Origin of the sequence: Thalassotalea sp. PP2-459 (assembly GCF_001913705.1) — a bacterium.
Lineage (GTDB): Bacteria > Pseudomonadota > Gammaproteobacteria > Enterobacterales > Alteromonadaceae > Thalassotalea_C > Thalassotalea_C hakodatensis.
Map to the genome: position 1 here is coordinate 26,029 of NZ_MKQD01000052.1, position 19,527 is coordinate 45,555.

Consider the following 19,527-nt stretch of genomic DNA (forward strand, 5'->3'; position numbering starts at 1 on the left):
TTAGTTTCATTTTAATGCATCGCATTTAGCAGGTTTTTGGCAATGGCACTCTCAAGTCAATTATTATTCTTTTTTAGCGCTCTTGGTGCGTTTAATGGTTTATTTTTGGCATTGTATCTATGGTTTTCTAAACCTTTTACCACAGAAAAGAGATTTTTAGCTGCATTATTATTGGTTATTAGTTTACGAATTTCGAAGTCTATTTGGTTTTATTTTGATCCAACCATTGGTAAACAGTTCTTACAAATAGGATTATCGGCTTGCTTTTTGATAGGCCCCTTCTTGTACTTTTACATCGCCTGTGTAACAAAGCAATTAGAACGACTTACCTTGCATTGGAAAATTCATATCAGTTTACTTTGCGTAATAATTATTGCAGTTGGTACGCTATATCCTTATCAAAGTAATGTAGAGTTATGGGGTGTTTTCTACAAGCTTATTAACTGGAGTTGGTTTGCATACCTAGTTTCATCATGCATGTTACTTTATCCTACATTATCACTTTTAATTACCAATAAGAGAGCGTTAGCAAGAAGCGATTTAGTAAGCGTTAATGTGTTTTTTGGGGTGAGCATTATTTGGTTGGCCTATTTTACGGCGTCGTATACCTCTTATATTGTTGGTGCATTAACATTCTCTTTTATTTTATACATGAGTGTGTCAACAGTGATGTTAAAAACTCATCATAAAAAAGAGATGCGCTATGCAAATAAAAAAATTGAAGAGGTGGCCGCAAGTGAGCTTTTAACGCAATTAAACGTACTAATGGAAACAGAAAAACTATATAAAAACGCTAACTTAACGCTTGGTCAGTTAGCGAGAAGAATGCATGTATCCGTACCACAACTCTCACAACTTTTGAACGATAATATGGGCAAGTCGTTTTCAAGTTATGTGAATGAATGGCGAATTGAAGAGGCAAAACAGCTACTTATTACAGAGCCGAATATGACCATGGAAGTCATTGCTGAATTATCAGGTTACAATGCACAATCTACCTTTTACAGTGCGTTTAAGCAATTTGAACAGTTAACGCCTGCGAAATACCGTCATTCTATTCTTAATAACTCTTAAATTATAATTCCGAAGTTCGATTTTATATTTTATGAGTGTATGAATTCATCTCTTCTCTTAATGTTGATGTGACCATCAAGAGGAGGATCATATGAATTCATTTAGGTTATTTAGTTTGAGTATAATACTTATGTTATTGAGTAACATTGTAGGCGCTAACGATATACAAGAGGATTTAAACGAAATAAAGCAAATAGAGCGAACGTTAAAACATTATATTGAAGGTACTGCTTTTAATAACAAAGAGAAAATTGAGCAGGCGTTTTATCGTGATGCAACACTATTATTAGAAAAACAAAATCAGGATGTATGGCCTGTTCCCGCGAGTGAATATATTTCATGGTTTAACAAAAAAGGAAAATTTAATGGGCGGATTGGTGAAATATTATCAATTGATTTAGCGAGCGGAGCCGCAACAGCAAAAGTAGAGATAATAACCCCTAAAACATCTAAGCGTTATATTGACTTGTTCTTATTAAAAAAGCTTGATTCTGACTGGAAAATAATCAGCAAAATGGCGGTCAGTGAGAAAACAATTAGTCATGGAAAAAGAATACTATTTATCGTCTCTAACGCACATTTTCATGGTGACTCTCGTTTACCTGCCGGAGTAAGTTTTTCTGAAGTCGTCAAAGCATTTGAAACGTTTAAACAAGCAGGTTATACCGTTGACTTCCTAAGCCCAGAAGGAGGTGCCATTCCCTTATCTTATATTAATACATCAGATCCAATACATAAGAAGTACTTGTACGACAGTGACTTTATGTATGCCATTGGCCACACTAAATCTCCAAACGAGGTATATGCTGCGGATTATCGAGCTGTTCATTATGTAGGAGGAAGCAATGCCATGTATCAAGTAGCTGAGAATAAAGCAATACAGAAGATTGCGATGGACGTTTATGAAAAGCATAACGGTATCGTCTCATCAGTCTGTCATGGTACAGCGGGAATTGTTAATTTGATGACTGAAAATGGAGAGTATTTAGTAAAAGGGCGAAGAATAAGTGGTTATCCAGAATCGTTTGAAAATCAAAGTAAAGCGTACTTTAAAGAGTTCCCCTTTTTGATTCAAAAAACCATAGAAGAGAGAGGCGGTTCGTTTTTTCACAGTGGTAGGAATGTAGCGCATGTGGAAGTTGACGGTCGAATTGTCACGGGACAAAACCATTTATCATCAACGCTTGTTGCACAAAAAATGGTTGAAATATTGGCAATGCAATAAATAGAAAGGCAGGGCTCATTTTATCATAAGCCCTGCTATCAGGATTAAATAGAGGTTACCCAATCAGGCAGAATATCTAAAGCCCATGTTTCTAATATTCTGTCTATCCCTGTCAGGATAATGAGTGCTAGAAATATTAATGTAACACCAAGAAAATACTTGCCAAATTTTCCTGATGTTTTTAATGCGGTTAATTTTTTACCTGAAAAGTGACCTAACGCAACCAGTGGAACAGCGGTACCGATACCAAATGAAAGCATAACAATAAAAGCCATTGGCATGCTTTGTCCCGTTGAAGCAAGTGCGATAGCGGTGCCTAACGTTGGGCCTACACAGGGTAACCAAACGAGTCCTAATGATGCGCCGATAACAAATTGCATTGACGGTGAACTGCCTTGAATTTGAACGCTGGCAGCTCTGTTGGTAAGCCTAGAGAGTATTAGCGCTAATCCATCTGCTAATTGCGGTATTAATAACGTTGCCCCCATTAAAAGCAACATACCTACGGAAAAATAGCGTAGCCACTCTGTTGATATTCCCAAATTTAACAGGACAAACGTTAAAATGGTGCCTGCTAGCGCAAAAGCTAAGCTAATCCCCAATGCTAAAGTCACAAGTCCCCACTTAGAGGACTGCATTGCTGATGCAGCTACCGCAGGTATCATGGGTAGAACACAAGGTGAAACTAGGCTCAGAATGCCCGCCAGAAAAGCAAGCGGTATTGCGGTAAACTCCATATTGGTTATTCCTCAGCTTGTTTTAATGCTGAGAATATTTTGTCCTTGTTGGTTTCAGCAACTGAAAACCAAAGTTGTTCCTTCCCTTTGTAAATTAATAACGTAGATTGCCTTGGTGCCCTAAAGTGGGTCACCCAGTCTTTTTGATCATCGTAATCAACTACAAGTACTTTAATGTTGCTATTTGGGTTTTCTTTAAAGTATTGGTTAATAATCTGTGATTGCTTTTTACAGGTTGGGCACCAAGTTGCAAACACATCGACGAGAAAAGTTTCGTTGTTATTTTGGTATTCTTGGTAAAGCGTTTCTGTAAACGGTAGTTTTTCAGCATTGGCTGATAGACTAAAAAAGACGAATATAAACGTAGTAAGTAATGTTTTCATGTCACTCTATAAAAATTAAATTTGAAATGTAGATATTAAGAACGGTTTAATCAGTTAACTATTTCAAAATTAATCAACAAGAGAGCATTAACGGAAGGTTTTGTTAACATTAAGCCTGTTAATTTAGTCTTTCCATGACTTCAGTATTTCATCATATTCACCTGATTTTTTGAGTTTTCTGAGCTCTTGATTAAATTTTTTAGCTAACTCTGACTCTCTAATTACACTCCCATAATTAACTACCGGGAATATCTGGTGAATGGTGATGTGTTCGTTAGGGAAAAGCTTATTCATAAGGAATTGGAGTACTCTTCGCTCACCAATGACGACATCTACTCTGTTATTCACCAGCAGTTTAATCTGTACCTCTCGAAGACCCATTTCTTCATAACTAGTTTGCTCAACTATGTGCGTAAATTCATTACCTAAAACAGATTTAGCATGCTGATAGGCAATAACTCTTTTACCTATTAAGTCATCAATTTTGTTGATTTTTAAGCTCTGCTTCGTTAACGAAATTGCTACGTCTTCAAAAGGTAAATAAGTATCGGTAAGTGTGCCACTTTTAAATGTGAAGGCGGCGGGGCTCGCCATATCATATTTGCCATGGTTAAACTGTCCCATAAGGCGATTGTATGCCAATAAATGAAATTCAGTTTGGTAACCCAGTTCGGTAAAAACGCGATCAATTATTTTCACATCAATACCAGTGATACCTTTTTTCTGATCATAATATGCCCACGGCGCTCCAAGGTTTACGGCAATAGAGATTGTTTTTTTTGCATTAGCGTAAGAAGTTGAAGATGAAAAAAGTAAGATTAATAGTGTGCAGATAGTTGCAAAGCGTTGAATAATAACCACCAATCAGTCGGAAAATAGGTCATTGATAGAAGATAATTATTAACCTAGAAATCGCATATTGCAACTATTGAAGCATTAAGAGCGTGTAATCAGTCATTTTTTAGTACCAGTATTATTTACGTAAGGCGAAACGTGCTAATTTTAATAGGGCGGGTCTTCCTAAGGTGTTTACCATATTTTCTGTGTCGTTATTTTCTTGTGTTTCTTGTTGAATTTCTTGAGTAGCAGTATTAACAAGCGTTAATAAAGGGGGGGTTTGATAAATTAAGCGAGTTAACTCGTTATAACTCGCTTTTTTCAGTGCAGATAAAGTGTCTTTATCAACATTAACTGCTGACTTGTTTACAATTTTTTCTGCTAATTCATCTTCAAGAAAAAACACAACTACTATACATTCCGTTGTTGAGTGGGTAAGCGAAGTTTAAAGTGAGAAAGTCCAATATAAAATATTAACAAACCTGTGATAATACCTGGCAAACCTTCGTAGATGAATTCGGTCAATCCTGCCATTCGCCACAGTAACGCTACAGCAAAACCTACAAAAATTGCGATAATACTTAACAATTGATTGGGCTTTCCACCTAAGCTTTGGGTTATTAAAAGCGGAGCAAAGGCGCTCGCTAAACCTGACCATGCCATGATAACCATATTAAAAACACTTTGTTTACTGGTTAGTGCTAATAGCAAGGCGATAAAAGTGACTAACGTCGTTGTTGCTTTTAACACCCATGTTTTTTCTATCTTTTTTGACGATATATCATGGGTTACTGCCGAAGAGCAACTTAACACTAAAGAGTCTGTTGTTGACATAGTTGCCGCAAAAATACCGGCTAGAATTAACCCTACTAATACTTCCGGTAATAAATGTTGTGCAAGGGTAGGCAAAGCGAGTTCTGCATCGAAACTGCCAGTGTCAGCAATAAAGAGTCTAGATAACATACCAACGGCTGTTGCCATGCAATAAAAGCTCGTAAACCATAAATAATACCAGAGCTTGGCTTTAAACATATTATCAGCATTGTTTAAAGTCATAAACCGCACCATCACGTGGGGCTGACCTATTACCGAAAGGCCGGCGAATATCCAGCTGATAATAAACAATGCCAGACCAAATACCCCAGGAAGTAGTAACTTTTCAGGGGTCCAATCCATGTAACCATCGATAGTCGCCAAGCTAGTATATGCCTGATCGAGGCCACCCACACTGTTTACAGCAGTAACAAGTAAAATTGACATTGCCACTATCATTACAATTGATTGTGCTGCATCGGTCCAAATAGAGGCTCTAATACCGCCAAAAAAGCAATATAAGCAGACTAATACTGCGCCAATCACTGCACCATACCATAGAGGCCAGTCTAGAAGCACGTGTAACGCTTTACTTCCTGCGAGCAATTGAGCTGCAGCGTAAGTTATTAAAAAAGCGAGTGAGATTAGCCCTATTATGCGTTGTAATCCGTTGCCAGATTTACCGTGCCAATTACTTAATACCCCCGCAAACGAAACTTCTTTGGTATTTGCAGTCGCTTTTTTTAATTGTTTATGGACATAGAGAGAGGCAAGGAAATCGCCGAATATCCAGCCTGCCATTAACCAAATAGAAGCAAGACCTGTAACATAGGTGTAACCAATAACACCAATAAACATATAACCGCTGTTATTAGTTGCTACGGCAGATAAACCCACTAACCAAGGCGATACAGATTCACTTGCCAGGTAGTAGTCTGATTTATTTCCTTTGCTTTGAAAGGCAGAAGATAGGCCTATTAAGGCAAACAATGTAAGAAAACAAATAAATGATAAAGTCATTATTTTACCTTAAATACTGTACTTACGAGGCTAAACAAATAGCATCTCCGTGATCATGTACTTCAATTAATTCAGCATGCAATGCTCTTACTGCATCGTCGTAATCATCTTCTTCAATGAAGAATTGAATATCCACTTGGCGCATGGCTTGATGAATTGACAGTACACTAATTTGTTGTTTTGCTAAAGCATTTACTGCTTTTGAGAGTAAGCCAGGTATTTGCATATCACTACCGATGGCAGAAATAATAGCCACTTTTTTCTGATTTATTTCAGCTTCAGGGAAGTCATCTTGAATGGCTTCACATATTCGCTTAATTGTTTTTAAACTTGCTTTTAAGTAATGCGTGATAGTATTGGCATTGACGTCTTTTGATACAATGTAGCCTTTAAAACGCTGTATTGTCTTTAAAATAACCGGATCATAATTATGAATATTTCCAGCCATAGCTTGGTCAAATACTTCTAAGGCATATATACCTTTGCAGCCGGCAATAATTTCAACACACGGTGATTTACTGACATAGCTACCGGTAATTAAAGTACCTAAATGCTTAGGCTCAAAGGTATTTTTAACCCGTAAAGGAATTTGACTTTGACGTAAGCCTTTTGCTGCTTTTGGATGTATTGCTTCCATACCTAAATTAGCCAGTTGATCGGCAACATCATAATTGGTTCTACCAATAGGAACTGCAGATTCTTCGCCAACTAAATTTGGATCAGCACTACTTAAATGGAATTCTTTATGGATGATTGCTTCGGTGGCATTAGTAAGTACTGCGATTCGACTAAATGTCATCTCGCTATAACCTCGATCAAACGTTGACATCAAGCCTGTTTCACTGTGTGCATAACCGGTAGTAATAGGCAAACAGCTCGCTAAGTCGATATCTTTAAAGGCAAGGTTAACACGTTCATCTAAAGAAATATGTGAAGCAGAACGCCAACCTGTTAAATCGACAAAGCAGGCATTGATACCACTATTTTTAAGTAGTAAGGCGGTATTCCACGCACTATGTGCTTCACCAATACTTGCCAACATTTCTTTAACGGTTTCTAAATGCGAGGTTAATGAAAAGTGCCCGTGTTGACAAAGCTTTTGTAAGTTTAACAAGCAATTGCGTGCGTCTTCTAAGCGTTCTTCAATAAAATTGTTCGCGCTAATCAATTGCTCTGGATCAGTAAATAAATCTTCATTAATCTTTTGAAGGCTGACAGACAATTGCTTAAAGTGTTCTTGCCAGTTTGAATCGACCATACTGTCGGCAAACAATGAATATACGCCTGGCTGAGCACTTTTTTTGTGTTCTAAAAGCTTATTAGTTACGCCTGCGTATGCAGATACGACAAAAATACGATTATAAGGTGTTGAAAGATTTGGATTTAAGAAAATATTATCTCTTACTGACTTGTAGTCACTCATCGACGTTCCGCCGATTTTTTCAACTGTATGCATGTTAATCTCAATTACGTTAATGTTAAATGTTAAGTAACGTTATTAGGTGAGTCGCCTTAATATAATCCGCCTGAAAGTTGTTTAAGTTATCGCGCGTATTGTTTTATATAGCATAATACGCATTCCATGTTTCAGGCTGAAAAATAAAAACTTGATCAGCAAGTCATCAATTGATCTAGGTTTTATTTCTCTTTGGCAAATGAAGAAACCCGTTTCAATAATCAATATTTCAAGCAAAATAAATCGGTAATGATTTAACGTTTTGATGACTTCCGTTCTTGCTATGAAATGCTGAAAATGAAATATGCGATTATTCAAACAACCGCATATTGGGTTTCAGTATTTGACCATATTAAACTAAATTGTCTCAGCTTCTAATTCGTATGAACCTTCAGAGTTATGAACTTCTTTGCCGTTTAACGGTGGGTTAAATACGCAAGCAAATTGTATTTCTTTGAAGGCTCTAAGCATATGTTTGTCATGCTTATCTAGAATATAAATTGTGCCAGGTGTTATTGAGTGTTTACTGCCATCTTCCAATGACTCAATTTCACCTTCACCAGAAATACAATACACAGATTCTAAGTGCTTTTGGTAATGCAATAGAAAATCTGAACCTTCATAAATGGTGGTAATATGGAAAGAAAAACCCATATTGTCTTCTTTTAAAAGAAGTCGTGTACTTTCCCAGTTACCATCTGGTGATACGATACGACGGTTTGATTCGTTGGCTTTTGATAAATTACGTACAATCATTAATTTTCCTATAATTTTTATTCAATAAGTATTATTAAGCGAAGTACAACAATGCTTCTGGCATGTCATCGACTTTTGCACAGATTTCTTTGACTGACTCTTCGATGATATCAATACCTTGTTTTAAGTTTTCATCACTAATGATTAATGGACAAAATAACTTAATAACATGATCTTCTGCGCCGCTCGTTTCAATTAACAAGCCTTTTTGAAAGGCAAGTTTTGTAATTCGTCCAGCGATGTCGCCATCAACACAATTAATGCCTTGGAACATGCCTCGGCCTTTCGCAGTGAAGTTGCCTTCACCGTACGTTTCCACAATGCTATTTAATCGCTCAGTGATATAGTCACTTTTGCGCTTAATTTCATCTGAAAAATGAGAATCTGCCCAGTAGTGTTCTAAGGCAGCTTTTGCGGTAACGAACGCTAAGTTATTACCTCTAAACGTACCGTTATGCTCACCTGGCTTCCATTGGTCTAATTCTGGCTTCATCAGTACAACGGCAAATGGTAAACCATAGCCACCTAATGATTTTGATAACGTGACGATGTCTGGAGATAAACCAGCACTTTCAAAACTGAAAAAGTCGCCAGTTCTACCACAACCTGCTTGAATATCATCTACTATGAGTAAGATTTCGTGCTTCTTACACACTGCTTGAAGCTTTTTAAGCCAATCAATACTTGCAGCATTGACACCACCTTCACCTTGTACGGTTTCTACTAATACTGCAGCAACAGAGTCAATACCACTGCTTGAGTCACATAACACTTTGTCTAGGTATTCGGTGGTGTCTATGTTATCACCTAAGTAACCGTCAAATGGCATACGGTGCACGCCATTTAAGCTAACGCCGGCGCCACCTCGATGATGGGAATTACCTGTTGCGGCAAGAGCTCCCAAACTTACACCATGAAAACCGTTAGTAAAACTAACAATGTTATGTTTGCCTGTTACATTACGAGCAATTTTAATTGCTGCTTCAACAGCGTTTGTACCGGTTGGACCGGTAAATTGCACTATGTACTGTAAATCACGAGGTTTGAGAATTAATTCGTTAAAGGTTTCTAGAAACTCACCCTTAGCACGTGTGTGCATATCTAAACCATGCGTGATGCCATCATTTTCAATGTACTCAAGGAGTGCTGGCTTAAATTTATCATTGTTGTGTCCGTAGTTAAGTGTTCCTGCGCCAGCTAAAAAGTCTAAATATTTGTTGCCGTCTTCATCCCACATAAATTCGCCTTTGGCTCGGTTAAAAACTCTAGGGAATGAACGGGCATAACATTGTACTTCTGATTCAATTTCATTAAATATTTTCATAATAGTTTTTTATTCACTTACATTAAAAGGGCCAATTCGTAGGAGCGACTCAGATTCATGCTCACCACGAAAGTGTGTTTGTTTATCTAACCAAATATCATGTGTTAGTTCACAAGATAACTTCTTGGCTAAACCTCTAAATAATGACCATGAGGCTTGATTGTCAGGCGTTATTGTTGTTTCTACGAAGGAGATATTAGCGTTTACGGGTCTTGATAAAATGGCCAACAGCATACGTGTTGCCAGACCTAGCCCTCGTGCCTGCTTATCTATTGCTACTTGCCAGATAAACAAGGTTTCTGGTCTTTCTGGCACGATATATCCAGAAATAAAGCCAACGACATTCCCATCTAGTTTTGCAACGATAGATGTATTGGCAAAGTGACCACACTGCAAAAAGTTGCAGTACAACGAATTGGTGTCCAAAGGCGGACTATTGCTGATCAGTTCGTTGATTTCTATCCCATCAATCAGCTTGGGAGTTTCTAGTACTAATTTTTCACTTATGTTCAAAATAACCACGCTTATTTAGTTTTATAACTAACTAAAATTGAGAACATTAAAAGATATAGTCAATTACAATGTTTAGTATACTAAGGTTATTTTATTTATGTAACCCTCTTATATTAAAGTTTTTAGTCTAAACATGTATCATAAAACAGTTAGACATCTAAATATATGTAATGAATGTAATGTAAACTAATGTGTTAATAACGAATTTTGGGAGGATAAGTTGAACGAAAGTCAATGGATAAGTTTTGAAGTAGCTTCGGAACAATATTTACATCCGGTATCAAAAATTAAAGAAATTCTGCCTTATGATGTACCTACACCTGTGCCAGGAGCATTAGATATTACCTTAGGCATACAAAATATCCGCGGTAGTATTGTTTCAATCAATTCTAGTCGCAGGATGTTACACGTTGATGAGGAAAATGAAGGGTGCGAAAGCCGCATTATTTTAGTGGAAAGCGAAGATCAGCTAGTCGGTGTTGCAGTTGATTTTGTCGGGGAAATTATTAGTGCAGAACAACTAGAAATTGATACAACGAGCACGGAAATTAGCAGTGAGTATATAAAAGGTACGCTTAATAAATCAGGTAAGTTATATATAGTATCTGATTTTAGTAATGTCATTGAGATACATAATTAAATAACCTGATCTCGGGATAACAACTTGCTTTCTAGCAATTGTTTCTCCTTATTATTGCGTTAAATTTATTTGCAATAGACACGTTATTGACGCACAAATTTGCCTTGCACTAAGAAAAAACTCCGTACTAGCAACAGTGTGATAAATAAAAAGCTTATCGTTTCAGTTGATTAGCTAACTTCTTATCCCGAGCTCAGGTTAAATAACAATTGTTCTATTTAATACAGCAAAACATTCAAAATTTGCTACAGTTAACTAAAGTTAGTGTTAATGTTGGATGTCGATGGAACGATTAATCTATTTTTTTCTTAGTGTATATCTCTTTATTGGCAATGCATATGGTCAAAGTGAATCAATGCGTGTTATAGGAGTAGACGAACCCCCTGCAAGTTATCTTGCTGATAATGGTCAAGCTGAAGGTTATGTTGTTGATATAGTTAAAGCATTGCTAGATGAATTGAATATATCTACCAATATACAAATATCGCCAGAAGCTCGTGTAATAAATATAGCCAAAAACAATGAGAATATTTTATTGTTTAGCTTTTCACGCACTGCGTTTAGAGAGCATAGCTTTCACTGGATAGGTAAAGTGTTAACCAAGAAGTGGCAGGCTTTTACGACTGTTGATAATACCCTTGAAATAAATTCGCTTCAGGATTTAAAGCAAATAAATAACATTGGTGTTGTTCGCGGTGATGTACGTGAAGAGTGGTTAATTAATCGTGGCTTTAATAACTTGTATTCAGTAACTTACCCAGCTCAAAATGTTCGTCTGCTTGCTAAGAAAAGGTTGCCAATTATTATCTATGAACAGCAAGGACTCAGTTATATTTGCCGTCAACTTAACATAGAAAACGAATTTAAATCTATTTTTACTGTTCATCAATCTGATGTGTACTTGCTCATGTCTAAACGTACTTCACCTGAAGTAGCAGCAAACGTTACTCAAGCATTTTATCACTTAAAGCAGAGTGGAAAATTACGTGAAATTAGCGAGCGCTGGTATGCAAAATTAGCGCTTTTGTATCCTAACATGTATTCAATTGAGGAGGATATTTTAAGCTTTTAGTTAGCACTTTAAATGAGTGAATTATTAAGCTAGCTATAGTAAGTTCATGATCTTCAATCATCAAAATACATTTTGTTAATTGCCCTATCGATAGAAAGAACTTTTTTGCTATCAACATTATTACTGTGGGTTTTAATTCGTTTTTAAAATGAATCAGTAAAGCGGATAAATATTCAAAAATGATGTAAAAAAACTACAAAATTATCTTGTTTTCTAGCTTGTATCCGCTTCATGGTGTTATAATCGCGTTAATTCACCAGTTAAATGGTGTTTTTTTTCATGTTTAGATCATGCTGAGTAAATAACCACCGTCAGATATGTATATTTGCTTAAACTTGAGCTGGAAGAGGATCATATAGGAGTTAGTTATGTTAACAAGTTCACCACAATGGCAAGCGCTTAAATCGCATTTTCAAGAAATTAAATCAACACATATGCGTGATTTGTTTATAGCTGACGATAAAAGGTTCACAAAGTTTTCTGCGACAGCTGCTGGACTAACGCTAGATTATTCAAAAAATCAAATCACTGAACAAACGATGGGTTTGCTGATTGACTTAGCGAAAAATGCTGAATTAGAAGATTATCGCAAAAGAATGTTTTCAGGTGAACCAATTAACTTAACGGAAAACAGAGCCGTACTACATACAGCGTTAAGAAATTTTTCAGGGAAAAGTGTTACCGTTGATAATCAAGATGTCATGCCACAAGTGCATGCAGCATTAGAAAAAGTTAAAACGTTTGTTGATGCTGTATCCAGTGGTAGCAAAAAGGGTTATTCAGGTAAGGCGTTCACCGATATTGTTAGTATTGGTATTGGTGGTTCTTTTTTAGGCCCTAAGATAATGTCGGAAGCACTTAAGCCTTATCGTCAAAAGCACATAAACGTACACTTTGTCGCAAATGTGGACGGTTGCCACTTACAAGATGTATTAGCAAAGCTTGATCCTGAAACAACCATGGTAATCACCTCTTCAAAAACATTGACGACACAGGAAACTCTGAGAAATACTGAGTCAGCAAAAGAATGGTTTTTATCTACAGCCACACAATCTGATGTGCAATATAACTTTGCTTGTGTTTCTACAAATATAGAAGCGGCTGAAAATTTTGGCATTGACTCTGACAACATTTTTCCGATGTGGGATTGGGTTGGTGGTCGTTATTCGGTGTGGTCGGCTATTGGTTTACCGTTAGCTTTAGCCATTGGGTATGAAAACTATCGAGAATTTTTACAGGGTGCTTTTGAAATGGATCAGCATTTCACAACTGCGCCATTAGAAGAAAACCTTCCGGTAATTATGGGCTTGCTCGGTATTTGGTATCGTAATTTCCATGGTGCACAATCTCAAGTATTATTACCATATTACCATTACTTACGTGGTTTACCTGCTTACGTACAGCAACTTGATATGGAGAGTAACGGTAAATCTGTTTCAATCAATAACCAAGAACTAGACTATGATACCGGCCCTATTATTTGGGGCAGTGAAGGCACTAACGGCCAGCATTCATTTCATCAACTTATCCACCAAAGTAAGACACCTATTCCGGTAGATTTCATGTTGCCATTATATCCGCATCACGATGTGGAAAATCATCATGACATGCTGGCATCAAATTGTTTTGGGCAAGCACAGGCGCTAATGGAAGGGCAATCAGAAGCTCAAGTGACAGCGGCGATGAAAAAAGCTAAATGTAGCACTGATGAAATCCAAAACCTTGCCAGTCATAAGGTGATGAAAGGCAACAAACCGAGTAATACCTTACTTTTTGATAAGCTAGATCCAAAAACGTTAGGTAGCTTAATAGCACTTTATGAACATAAAGTCTTTGTTCAAGGGGTTATTTGGCAAATCAATTCATTTGACCAATGGGGTGTAGAGCTTGGAAAAGCTCTTGGAAACCAAGTGCTTTCAAAGCTTTCTGATCATGATGAGCCCTTAACGATGGATGGTTCAACGAATGCGTTAATACAGCTTTTCCGTGAAAGAAATAGTTAACCTTGCTGTAATAAATTTTAAAAATCGACGCTGTTAAAGGCGTCGATTTTTTTATCTCCGCTAATATTCTTCATTATGCCTCAATATTCATCTTTTTATTCCTGATATGATACTAAAGAATCTTGCTTGAGCAGCGCGAGTGTTAGTTATTAATGATCAACACTTAACGTTAATAATAAGAGTTTATAGCGTAAAGGAATTAAGATGAAATTAGGTAAAAAAATAAAACAACTTCGACAACAAGCAAACTTAACACAACCAGAACTGGCTGATAGAGCAGGTATTGAGCAGTCATACCTTTCAAAGTTAGAGAATGATAAGGGTTCACCTTCATTTGAGATATTGCATAAAATAGCTTCGGCGTTCGAAACAGACGTGATGGCTTTAATCGCTTCACTCGATAATGATTATGTGCAATCTCAATTAGGTCATTTGCCTGAGGTAGCCGAGGAACTTGGTCGTAGACATGAAAAGGCGCGACATAAAATGCGCACTGGCTACATTAAAGCTGCCTTTGCAATTGTACTAGGCTTAGCGTTTACATTCCTTTCAAACTCTTCAGGTATATTCTCTCAAACGGTGTTTCAATATAAATCGATGGGGCTTATAAAACCTCATGAACTTAACAGCCATTATACTCCTGGCTCTCTACATTCTATTAATGAAACGCGCGAACATAGAATAGAACGTATCGCAAAAAATAAAAGTCGTATTAATGAATTATTAGTGATGTCAGATCGTTATAGAGGTGAGGGTTTCGTACAGGCTTACGGAGAAGATAGGCGCTATTTTTCTTTAATGTCTGAACGTGAGCGACGAAGTCCATGGCCAAGCATTTTTCTGGTGATAGGAATGGCGAGTTTATCCTTTGGCGGTTTGTATATGTTTTACGTTTTTAAATTTAACGCAGTAATAAGGCAAACAACTACTAGAAAGTAAGTTGTTACCCCGAACTCTGGTTACGTAATGTATTAACCGCGGTTGTATTTACGATATTCAGGGTGATGTTTAATATTATCGCACCAAGTACTAAAATTTTGATAATTATAACGCTTGTCGTAAACCGTTATCCATTGAGAGGTGGTGAATTGCGGCAAGCGAAATTTCTTTTTAAACCCATCTATTGCCACCCAACATGCTAGCTCTTGATTAGATTCATTCTTTATCTGCATTCTTGGAAAGCCTTTTAAGCTATAACCGAAAATAGGCTTGATATTCGACTTTGCTGATGCCGTTATCGTAAATAACGCAAGACATAGCAAAAGACTTAAAAAAAGATAATTTTTTTTAGTGGGTAAATTACTTTGTACTGAAAAGGAAATAAAGTTCATTATTCTTAACAAGTTATAGAGAAATAAATAGAAAAAACATTCAAATATTGACGATATTACTGTTAATAATACTATATTTTTCCGGTTTAGCCATTGAAAGCCAAGAAAGGTGTCTATATAACTACTTCACTATTAGAAATTCTGCGACTTATCTATAAATAATTAACCGCAGTGAATCAAAGCTTAGAGTGGAATAAACATGACAAATATCGTAGCAGTAAAAAAAGAGCAACATCAAAATGTAAAAGTTGCTACTCAACGTGACTTAAGACAATTTGCTGATCAACATATCGCCCCAATTAATGTTCGTGAGTTTGCACAAGCTTCAACAAGTTACCCTATCGTATTCATTAAAGATCCAGAGTCAGGTCAATATCGCAGTGTGGTAATGTTAGGTCTAGAGTCAGGTGAAAATTTATACCTTGAAGGTGAAAAGTGGCAGGCAATTTATATTCCTCAAGCGATTTCATTAGTGCCTTTTTCTTTAGGTTTAGATCCTGAAAAAGAAAATACATTAACAGCGTGTGTCGATTTAGACAGCCCGTTTGTTGGCGAAGATAAAGACAATGCTTTGTTTGATGACAAAGGCGAAGAAACTGACTTTTTCAAAAACATTCATGATCAGTTAGGTCGTTTATACGAAAACGAAATGACGAGCCAAAACTTTTTAAAGGTGCTAACAGAAAATGATTTACTTCAAGAGCTTGAGTTAAACGTATCGTTCTCTGACGGTCAAAACAAAAAGCTTGTTGGTTTATACGGCATTAACGAAGAGAAACTACAAGGCTTATCAGATGAAAAGATTCTTGAGTTATACAAAACAGGTATTTTCATGCCGATCCACTCAATGTTAGCTTCTTCTGGACAGGTAAATCGTTTAGCACAATTACGTAACGCAAGCGGAAATGCGCAGAAAGTTGCGAATATTCAGTACAACGTAAAGAAAGCTGAAGAAAAGTAACTCTCTTATTTATCTTGACTGATACCAATCGTATAAGGGAGCATTTGCTCCCTTTTTTATTGTTAACTGCTGTGCTAATTTTAAAGTGGCGTGAGAACACTAGGAATGTGCATGGAAGAAAAACTTGATAAATCGAGCGAAGTAGATCAACAAATCCAAACGCTTGCAAATGATATTTCGAAGCAAATAAAGCAGCGAGTGTCGGTTATTACTTCGCAATCGCAGGTTGATTCATTAACTGCTGAGCAACTATCTTCTTTACCGTATGTCACTGAGCTTGAAAATAAACTTGCACAAGTAAGTGAACATAACGAACAAGCACAACAACGAATTACCCAATTAAAGCAACAGCACCAACAACAGCTTAATATATTAGAACATCAAATTACTTCTGCTGAAAATGATGAACATAGTTTAGCGTTAGAGCAGCAATGCCAAGTGCTAAATCGTCAACTTGAAGAACAGCAATCAATAACGGCTAACCTCCAAAAAACAGCGCAAGCTAAAACTGCTACCTTAGATGTACAAAACCAACAAATTACTCAGTTGAATAGTCAATTAAATGAAGTCACCGCTGAATTTGAGCACTACCAAGCGGATGCAGAGCAAGTGCAGGAAAGTCAGCAACAAAAAATTGATCAGATTCATCGCGAACGAGAAAAGCATCAAATGCGTTATCTTGAAAAAGAACGCGCTTTTGAGCAAGAATTAACAGCCCTCAAACAACAAAACAAACAGCAAACTAATCAATTACGAACGTTAGAAAAAAAATATCAGGTATTATCCGAAGAAACTACCGAACAGCAAGTATTTATATCGACACAAAAAAAAGAAAACCAGCAATTACGCGAACAGGTACTCAAAGCGGAAGCTCGATCGCAACAACTTATATCAGATATTAAAGCCATTGAAACACAGTTAATTGATTCGCAAGAAAATACTGAACAATTGAAACAGTCTCTTGTTGAATGTCAGCAAAAATTTGATGGCCAACAAGCTAAAAAATACCAACAGGAAAGCGAATACGCTAAAGCGCGCGAAACGATTAAGTCTCTGCGAGATGAAAATCAAGCATTAACAGCAACGTTAACAGAAACAATTAATGACTTTGAACAACAAGTAACCGAGTACCGGTTACGATTTGAATATGCACAAAAAGAATTAGCAAAAAAATAAGGAACATCTTTTCGTAACCAGTATACTTTGCATAATGATAATTAAAAGTGACTTGTTTTAAATGCGACTTCCGATAAATAAACTATCTGTATGGCAACAAATAACGTTTAGCGCAGCATTACTTGAGCGTATGCTGCCTAACTATAAAATGTTTAGTGAAGCGACAGATGTTGGTGATTATAGAGTCTTACGTAATCAACTAAATTTGGTTTGGCAACGGCTCGATAAAAAGCAAAAAGTAAATATTAACTGTGAGGTGCAACTCGAAAAGTTAGAAGCAGAGATACCTGATCCTGAGCAGTTTAGTTTTTTTGGTGTATTTCCCGCATTAGATGCTTGTATGGCGCTAAATGCTTTACTGCAATATATTCAAGATAATGATATTGAGCTAATTAATCAGATATCGCGTCTTTCGCATAACAGTGTATCTGCCTATGTTGAACTGCTTATCTTAGAAGAAAATAGCGAAATAGAAGATGTAGATCCACTGTTAATTAATCAAGACCCGCTTATGAAATGGGAACAAGAAATGCAAAATGCCATGTTTGATTTATTGCAACAATCGCCAGAAAACATACAAACAATTAAAGCGATAAAAGACATGGCGCTTGGTCAAGGATTATCTAATTTAGGAATGGAAATCGCTTAGTGGCTCTTTACCGATTTTCGCAAAGCATTTAACGCATCTACAGAAAACCCTTGATCGTAAAAATACCGGATAACACCTGTTTTGTCTAAAAGCATCACCCTGGCATTGTTCGGGTTCGTGTTACCGGTAAACTGTTGCAGTTTATCGCCATCACGGTAAACGGTAATAACTCCAGCCCACATAATTTTGGGTATGCCTTTTCGCATACCATTGTTAATTTGAGTGCTAAACATACGAGGAAACATACCTTGTATTGTTGGTACTTCTATCACATCAATTGTAGTATTGGTCATATCTAAACCGATCAACCAGCGATCAATATCAAACTGACTGTCTTGTTTATATCCTAATAACAATATGGTTTTCTTTTGATAAATCGCTTCGGGCAATTTAACAGTTTCTTCTAACAAGCTTTCACCTGTTATGTTAGGAAACTTAAGGTCAGAAACATTCCTATTAGGATAAGTTGATGAACATGCCGTCAACATTACAACCAATAAAACACTTACAATTCTAGACATCATATACTCCATTAATGAACATGCGTGATATTACGTGTTCAGTAAAGAATAAGATCAAAGCTGGCTATCATACCTGCTGAAATAATTGATACTTTACTTGCCCTGCAATTTTTTCTTTCACAAGTTGCCAATCTTCAGGAATAGTCATTGTAGTATTATCGAGTTCTTGTTCAACATAGATAAGTGCATCGGGGGCTAACCAGCCTTTTTGCAAAAGCATAATGACTTTTGGTAGCAATTGCTGACGAAAAGGTGGATCAATAAAAATAATGTTGAACGTTTCAGTGACTGGTTGAGCAAGAAAGCTGAGCGAATCAACATGATGAATATGACAATTATCAGCAACTAATAACGCTTTGTTTTTTGTTAATTGCGTAGCTGCATGTTTGTTTAATTCAAGCATATCTACTCGGGTTGCTCCACGAGATATTGCTTCAAAACCTAGACTGCCAGCCCCAGAAAAACAATCTAAACACTTGCTGTCATTCATGTATGGCATTAACCAATTAAATACCGTTTCTTTAACTCTATCGGTTGTTGGTCTTAAACCATCTGCATTAATAACGGGAAGTTTTCTGCCACGATGTTTACCTGCAATAATACGTATACTGCCGAGAGAATTTTTCTTCGGCGTTGTTTTTTGTTTGGTCGGTCGCATCAGATCAAGCTTTTGTTTTTTGTCGGCAATTAAGGTGTTAAACTAGCTGCAATTTTATCCTTGTTTAACACGCAATAACACCTGTTGTTCGCTTTTAATAGAAAGAAGTTACGAAATGTCAGAAAAAAAAGGTATGTTTTCTTGGTTAGGTTTCGGCAGTAAAGCGGAAAAACCAACGTCTGAAGAAGAGCAAGTAAACGAAGAACAGCAAAGCTCTGAAGTTGAAAATGTGGCAGAAACTCAAGAAAAAGACTTGCCAACAGCACCAATCGAACAAAACCTTGCAGAGCCAGAGCCAGAGCCAGAGCCAGAGCCAGAGCCAGAGCCAGAGCCAGAGCCAGAGCCAGAGCCAGAGCCAGAGCCAGAGCCAGAGCCAGA

At 36.8% G+C, this 19,527-nt stretch carries 21 protein-coding genes and 1 pseudogene; 10 read left to right on the forward strand and 12 right to left on the reverse strand.

Annotated elements, in window-relative coordinates; all coding sequences use genetic code 11:
• Nucleotides 1–42 precede the first annotated feature (42 nt).
• Both BI291_RS12945 and BI291_RS12950 read left to right on the forward strand, forming a co-directional pair.
• Nucleotides 43–1,074 carry a helix-turn-helix domain-containing protein gene (locus tag BI291_RS12945; RefSeq protein ID WP_074499194.1) on the forward strand — a complete coding sequence of 344 codons (1,032 nt, stop codon included), beginning with the start codon at nt 43–45 and terminating at the stop codon, nt 1,072–1,074.
• Between the two features lie 91 nt (nt 1,075–1,165).
• Entirely contained in the window at nt 1,166–2,299 is a 1,134-nt protein-coding gene (locus BI291_RS12950; RefSeq protein WP_074499195.1) for a nuclear transport factor 2 family protein, read from the forward strand.
• 44 nt (nt 2,300–2,343) lie between these two features.
• Here the strand turns inward: BI291_RS12950 and BI291_RS12955 are convergent, their stop codons facing one another.
• The 9 genes from BI291_RS12955 to ectA form a co-directional block, all read right to left on the reverse strand.
• Nucleotides 2,344–3,036 (reverse strand): cytochrome c biogenesis CcdA family protein, encoded by a 693-nt coding sequence (locus tag BI291_RS12955; protein WP_074499196.1) that lies wholly within the window; start codon nt 3,034–3,036, stop codon nt 2,344–2,346.
• Nucleotides 3,037–3,041: 5 nt separating this feature from the next.
• Nucleotides 3,042–3,419 (reverse strand): thioredoxin family protein, encoded by a 378-nt coding sequence (locus BI291_RS12960; protein WP_074499197.1) that lies wholly within the window; start codon nt 3,417–3,419, stop codon nt 3,042–3,044.
• Nucleotides 3,420–3,542: 123 nt separating this feature from the next.
• Complete coding sequence (locus tag BI291_RS12965; RefSeq protein WP_254849580.1) at nt 3,543–4,280, reverse strand: ABC transporter substrate-binding protein; 738 nt, start codon at nt 4,278–4,280, stop codon at nt 3,543–3,545.
• A 112-nt stretch (nt 4,281–4,392) separates the two neighbouring features.
• A complete protein-coding gene (locus tag BI291_RS12970; protein WP_074499198.1) occupies nt 4,393–4,662 on the reverse strand; it encodes a hypothetical protein in 270 nt (89 codons plus the stop codon).
• A 5-nt stretch (nt 4,663–4,667) separates the two neighbouring features.
• Nucleotides 4,668–6,089 (reverse strand): sodium/proline symporter, encoded by a 1,422-nt coding sequence (locus BI291_RS12975; RefSeq protein ID WP_074499199.1) that lies wholly within the window; start codon nt 6,087–6,089, stop codon nt 4,668–4,670.
• A gap of 22 nt (nt 6,090–6,111) precedes the next feature.
• Nucleotides 6,112–7,545: an aspartate kinase gene (locus tag BI291_RS12980; RefSeq protein WP_074499200.1), complete on the reverse strand. Its 1,434-nt coding sequence runs from the start codon at nt 7,543–7,545 to the stop codon at nt 6,112–6,114.
• Nucleotides 7,546–7,902: 357 nt separating this feature from the next.
• Nucleotides 7,903–8,301 carry an ectoine synthase gene (locus tag BI291_RS12985; protein WP_074499201.1) on the reverse strand — a complete coding sequence of 133 codons (399 nt, stop codon included), beginning with the start codon at nt 8,299–8,301 and terminating at the stop codon, nt 7,903–7,905.
• Nucleotides 8,302–8,335: 34 nt separating this feature from the next.
• Nucleotides 8,336–9,625: a diaminobutyrate--2-oxoglutarate transaminase gene (gene ectB / locus BI291_RS12990; RefSeq protein ID WP_074499202.1), complete on the reverse strand. Its 1,290-nt coding sequence runs from the start codon at nt 9,623–9,625 to the stop codon at nt 8,336–8,338.
• A 9-nt stretch (nt 9,626–9,634) separates the two neighbouring features.
• On the reverse strand, nt 9,635–10,138 hold the full coding sequence (ectA, locus tag BI291_RS12995; protein ID WP_083602053.1) for a diaminobutyrate acetyltransferase: 504 nt from the start codon (nt 10,136–10,138) through the stop codon (nt 9,635–9,637).
• Nucleotides 10,139–10,358: 220 nt separating this feature from the next.
• On the opposite strand from ectA, the gene BI291_RS13000 reads away from it, so the two are divergent.
• The 4 genes from BI291_RS13000 (at nt 10,359) to BI291_RS13015 (ending at nt 14,792) form a co-directional block, all read left to right on the forward strand.
• Nucleotides 10,359–10,778: a chemotaxis protein CheW gene (locus tag BI291_RS13000; protein WP_074499204.1), complete on the forward strand. Its 420-nt coding sequence runs from the start codon at nt 10,359–10,361 to the stop codon at nt 10,776–10,778.
• Between the two features lie 283 nt (nt 10,779–11,061).
• Complete coding sequence (locus BI291_RS13005; RefSeq protein WP_074499205.1) at nt 11,062–11,850, forward strand: ABC transporter substrate-binding protein; 789 nt, start codon at nt 11,062–11,064, stop codon at nt 11,848–11,850.
• 368 nt (nt 11,851–12,218) lie between these two features.
• A complete protein-coding gene (gene pgi, locus BI291_RS13010) occupies nt 12,219–13,853 on the forward strand; it encodes a glucose-6-phosphate isomerase (protein WP_074499206.1) in 1,635 nt (544 codons plus the stop codon).
• Between the two features lie 204 nt (nt 13,854–14,057).
• Nucleotides 14,058–14,792 (forward strand): helix-turn-helix domain-containing protein, encoded by a 735-nt coding sequence (locus BI291_RS13015; protein ID WP_074499207.1) that lies wholly within the window; start codon nt 14,058–14,060, stop codon nt 14,790–14,792.
• A 32-nt stretch (nt 14,793–14,824) separates the two neighbouring features.
• Here BI291_RS13015 and BI291_RS13020 read toward each other — a convergent pair whose 3' ends face one another.
• Entirely contained in the window at nt 14,825–15,184 is a 360-nt protein-coding gene (locus BI291_RS13020) for a hypothetical protein (RefSeq protein ID WP_074499208.1), read from the reverse strand.
• Between the two features lie 199 nt (nt 15,185–15,383).
• On the opposite strand from BI291_RS13020, the gene BI291_RS13025 reads away from it, so the two are divergent.
• The 3 genes from BI291_RS13025 to BI291_RS13035 all read left to right on the forward strand — a co-directional run bounded on the left by BI291_RS13025 (nt 15,384) and on the right by BI291_RS13035 (nt 17,970).
• The gene (locus BI291_RS13025; protein ID WP_074499209.1) at nt 15,384–16,145 is read left to right on the forward strand and encodes a SapC family protein; all 762 of its coding nucleotides are present in this window, start codon (nt 15,384–15,386) and stop codon (nt 16,143–16,145) included.
• A 111-nt stretch (nt 16,146–16,256) separates the two neighbouring features.
• Entirely contained in the window at nt 16,257–17,321 is a 1,065-nt protein-coding gene (locus BI291_RS13030) for a hypothetical protein (protein ID WP_074499210.1), read from the forward strand.
• 61 nt (nt 17,322–17,382) lie between these two features.
• Nucleotides 17,383–17,970, forward strand: coding sequence for a YjaG family protein (locus BI291_RS13035; protein ID WP_074499211.1), 588 nt, complete (start codon nt 17,383–17,385; stop codon nt 17,968–17,970).
• Here the strand turns inward: BI291_RS13035 and BI291_RS13040 are convergent.
• Entirely contained in the window at nt 17,967–18,494 is a 528-nt protein-coding gene (locus BI291_RS13040) for a hypothetical protein (protein WP_074499212.1), read from the reverse strand. The two genes, BI291_RS13035 and BI291_RS13040, sit on opposite strands and share 4 nt — an antisense overlap.
• Before the next feature lie 64 nt (nt 18,495–18,558).
• Nucleotides 18,559–19,149, reverse strand: coding sequence for a 16S rRNA (guanine(966)-N(2))-methyltransferase RsmD (gene rsmD, locus BI291_RS13045; protein WP_074499213.1), 591 nt, complete (start codon nt 19,147–19,149; stop codon nt 18,559–18,561).
• A gap of 115 nt (nt 19,150–19,264) precedes the next feature.
• Between rsmD and BI291_RS18440 the strand changes: the two are divergent.
• Nucleotides 19,265–19,527 (forward strand): annotated as a pseudogene (locus BI291_RS18440) (hypothetical protein); the annotation flags it as partial.

Coding starts and splice junctions, on each gene's coding strand:
- BI291_RS12945 (WP_074499194.1), top strand. CDS start 43: ATGGCACTCTCAAGTCAATTATTATTCTTTTTTAGCGCTCTTGGTGCG.
- BI291_RS12950 (WP_074499195.1), top strand. CDS start 1,166: ATGAATTCATTTAGGTTATTTAGTTTGAGTATAATACTTATGTTATTG.
- BI291_RS12955 (WP_074499196.1), bottom strand. CDS start 3,036: ATGGAGTTTACCGCAATACCGCTTGCTTTTCTGGCGGGCATTCTGAGC.
- BI291_RS12960 (WP_074499197.1), bottom strand. CDS start 3,419: ATGAAAACATTACTTACTACGTTTATATTCGTCTTTTTTAGTCTATCA.
- BI291_RS12975 (WP_074499199.1), bottom strand. CDS start 6,089: ATGACTTTATCATTTATTTGTTTTCTTACATTGTTTGCCTTAATAGGC.
- BI291_RS12980 (WP_074499200.1), bottom strand. CDS start 7,545: ATGCATACAGTTGAAAAAATCGGCGGAACGTCGATGAGTGACTACAAG.
- BI291_RS12985 (WP_074499201.1), bottom strand. CDS start 8,301: ATGATTGTACGTAATTTATCAAAAGCCAACGAATCAAACCGTCGTATC.
- ectB (WP_074499202.1), bottom strand. CDS start 9,625: ATGAAAATATTTAATGAAATTGAATCAGAAGTACAATGTTATGCCCGT.
- BI291_RS13005 (WP_074499205.1), top strand. CDS start 11,062: ATGGAACGATTAATCTATTTTTTTCTTAGTGTATATCTCTTTATTGGC.
- pgi (WP_074499206.1), top strand. CDS start 12,219: ATGTTAACAAGTTCACCACAATGGCAAGCGCTTAAATCGCATTTTCAA.
- BI291_RS13015 (WP_074499207.1), top strand. CDS start 14,058: ATGAAATTAGGTAAAAAAATAAAACAACTTCGACAACAAGCAAACTTA.
- BI291_RS13020 (WP_074499208.1), bottom strand. CDS start 15,184: ATGAACTTTATTTCCTTTTCAGTACAAAGTAATTTACCCACTAAAAAA.
- BI291_RS13025 (WP_074499209.1), top strand. CDS start 15,384: ATGACAAATATCGTAGCAGTAAAAAAAGAGCAACATCAAAATGTAAAA.
- BI291_RS13030 (WP_074499210.1), top strand. CDS start 16,257: ATGGAAGAAAAACTTGATAAATCGAGCGAAGTAGATCAACAAATCCAA.
- BI291_RS13035 (WP_074499211.1), top strand. CDS start 17,383: ATGCGACTTCCGATAAATAAACTATCTGTATGGCAACAAATAACGTTT.
- BI291_RS13040 (WP_074499212.1), bottom strand. CDS start 18,494: ATGATGTCTAGAATTGTAAGTGTTTTATTGGTTGTAATGTTGACGGCA.
- rsmD (WP_074499213.1), bottom strand. CDS start 19,149: ATGCGACCGACCAAACAAAAAACAACGCCGAAGAAAAATTCTCTCGGC.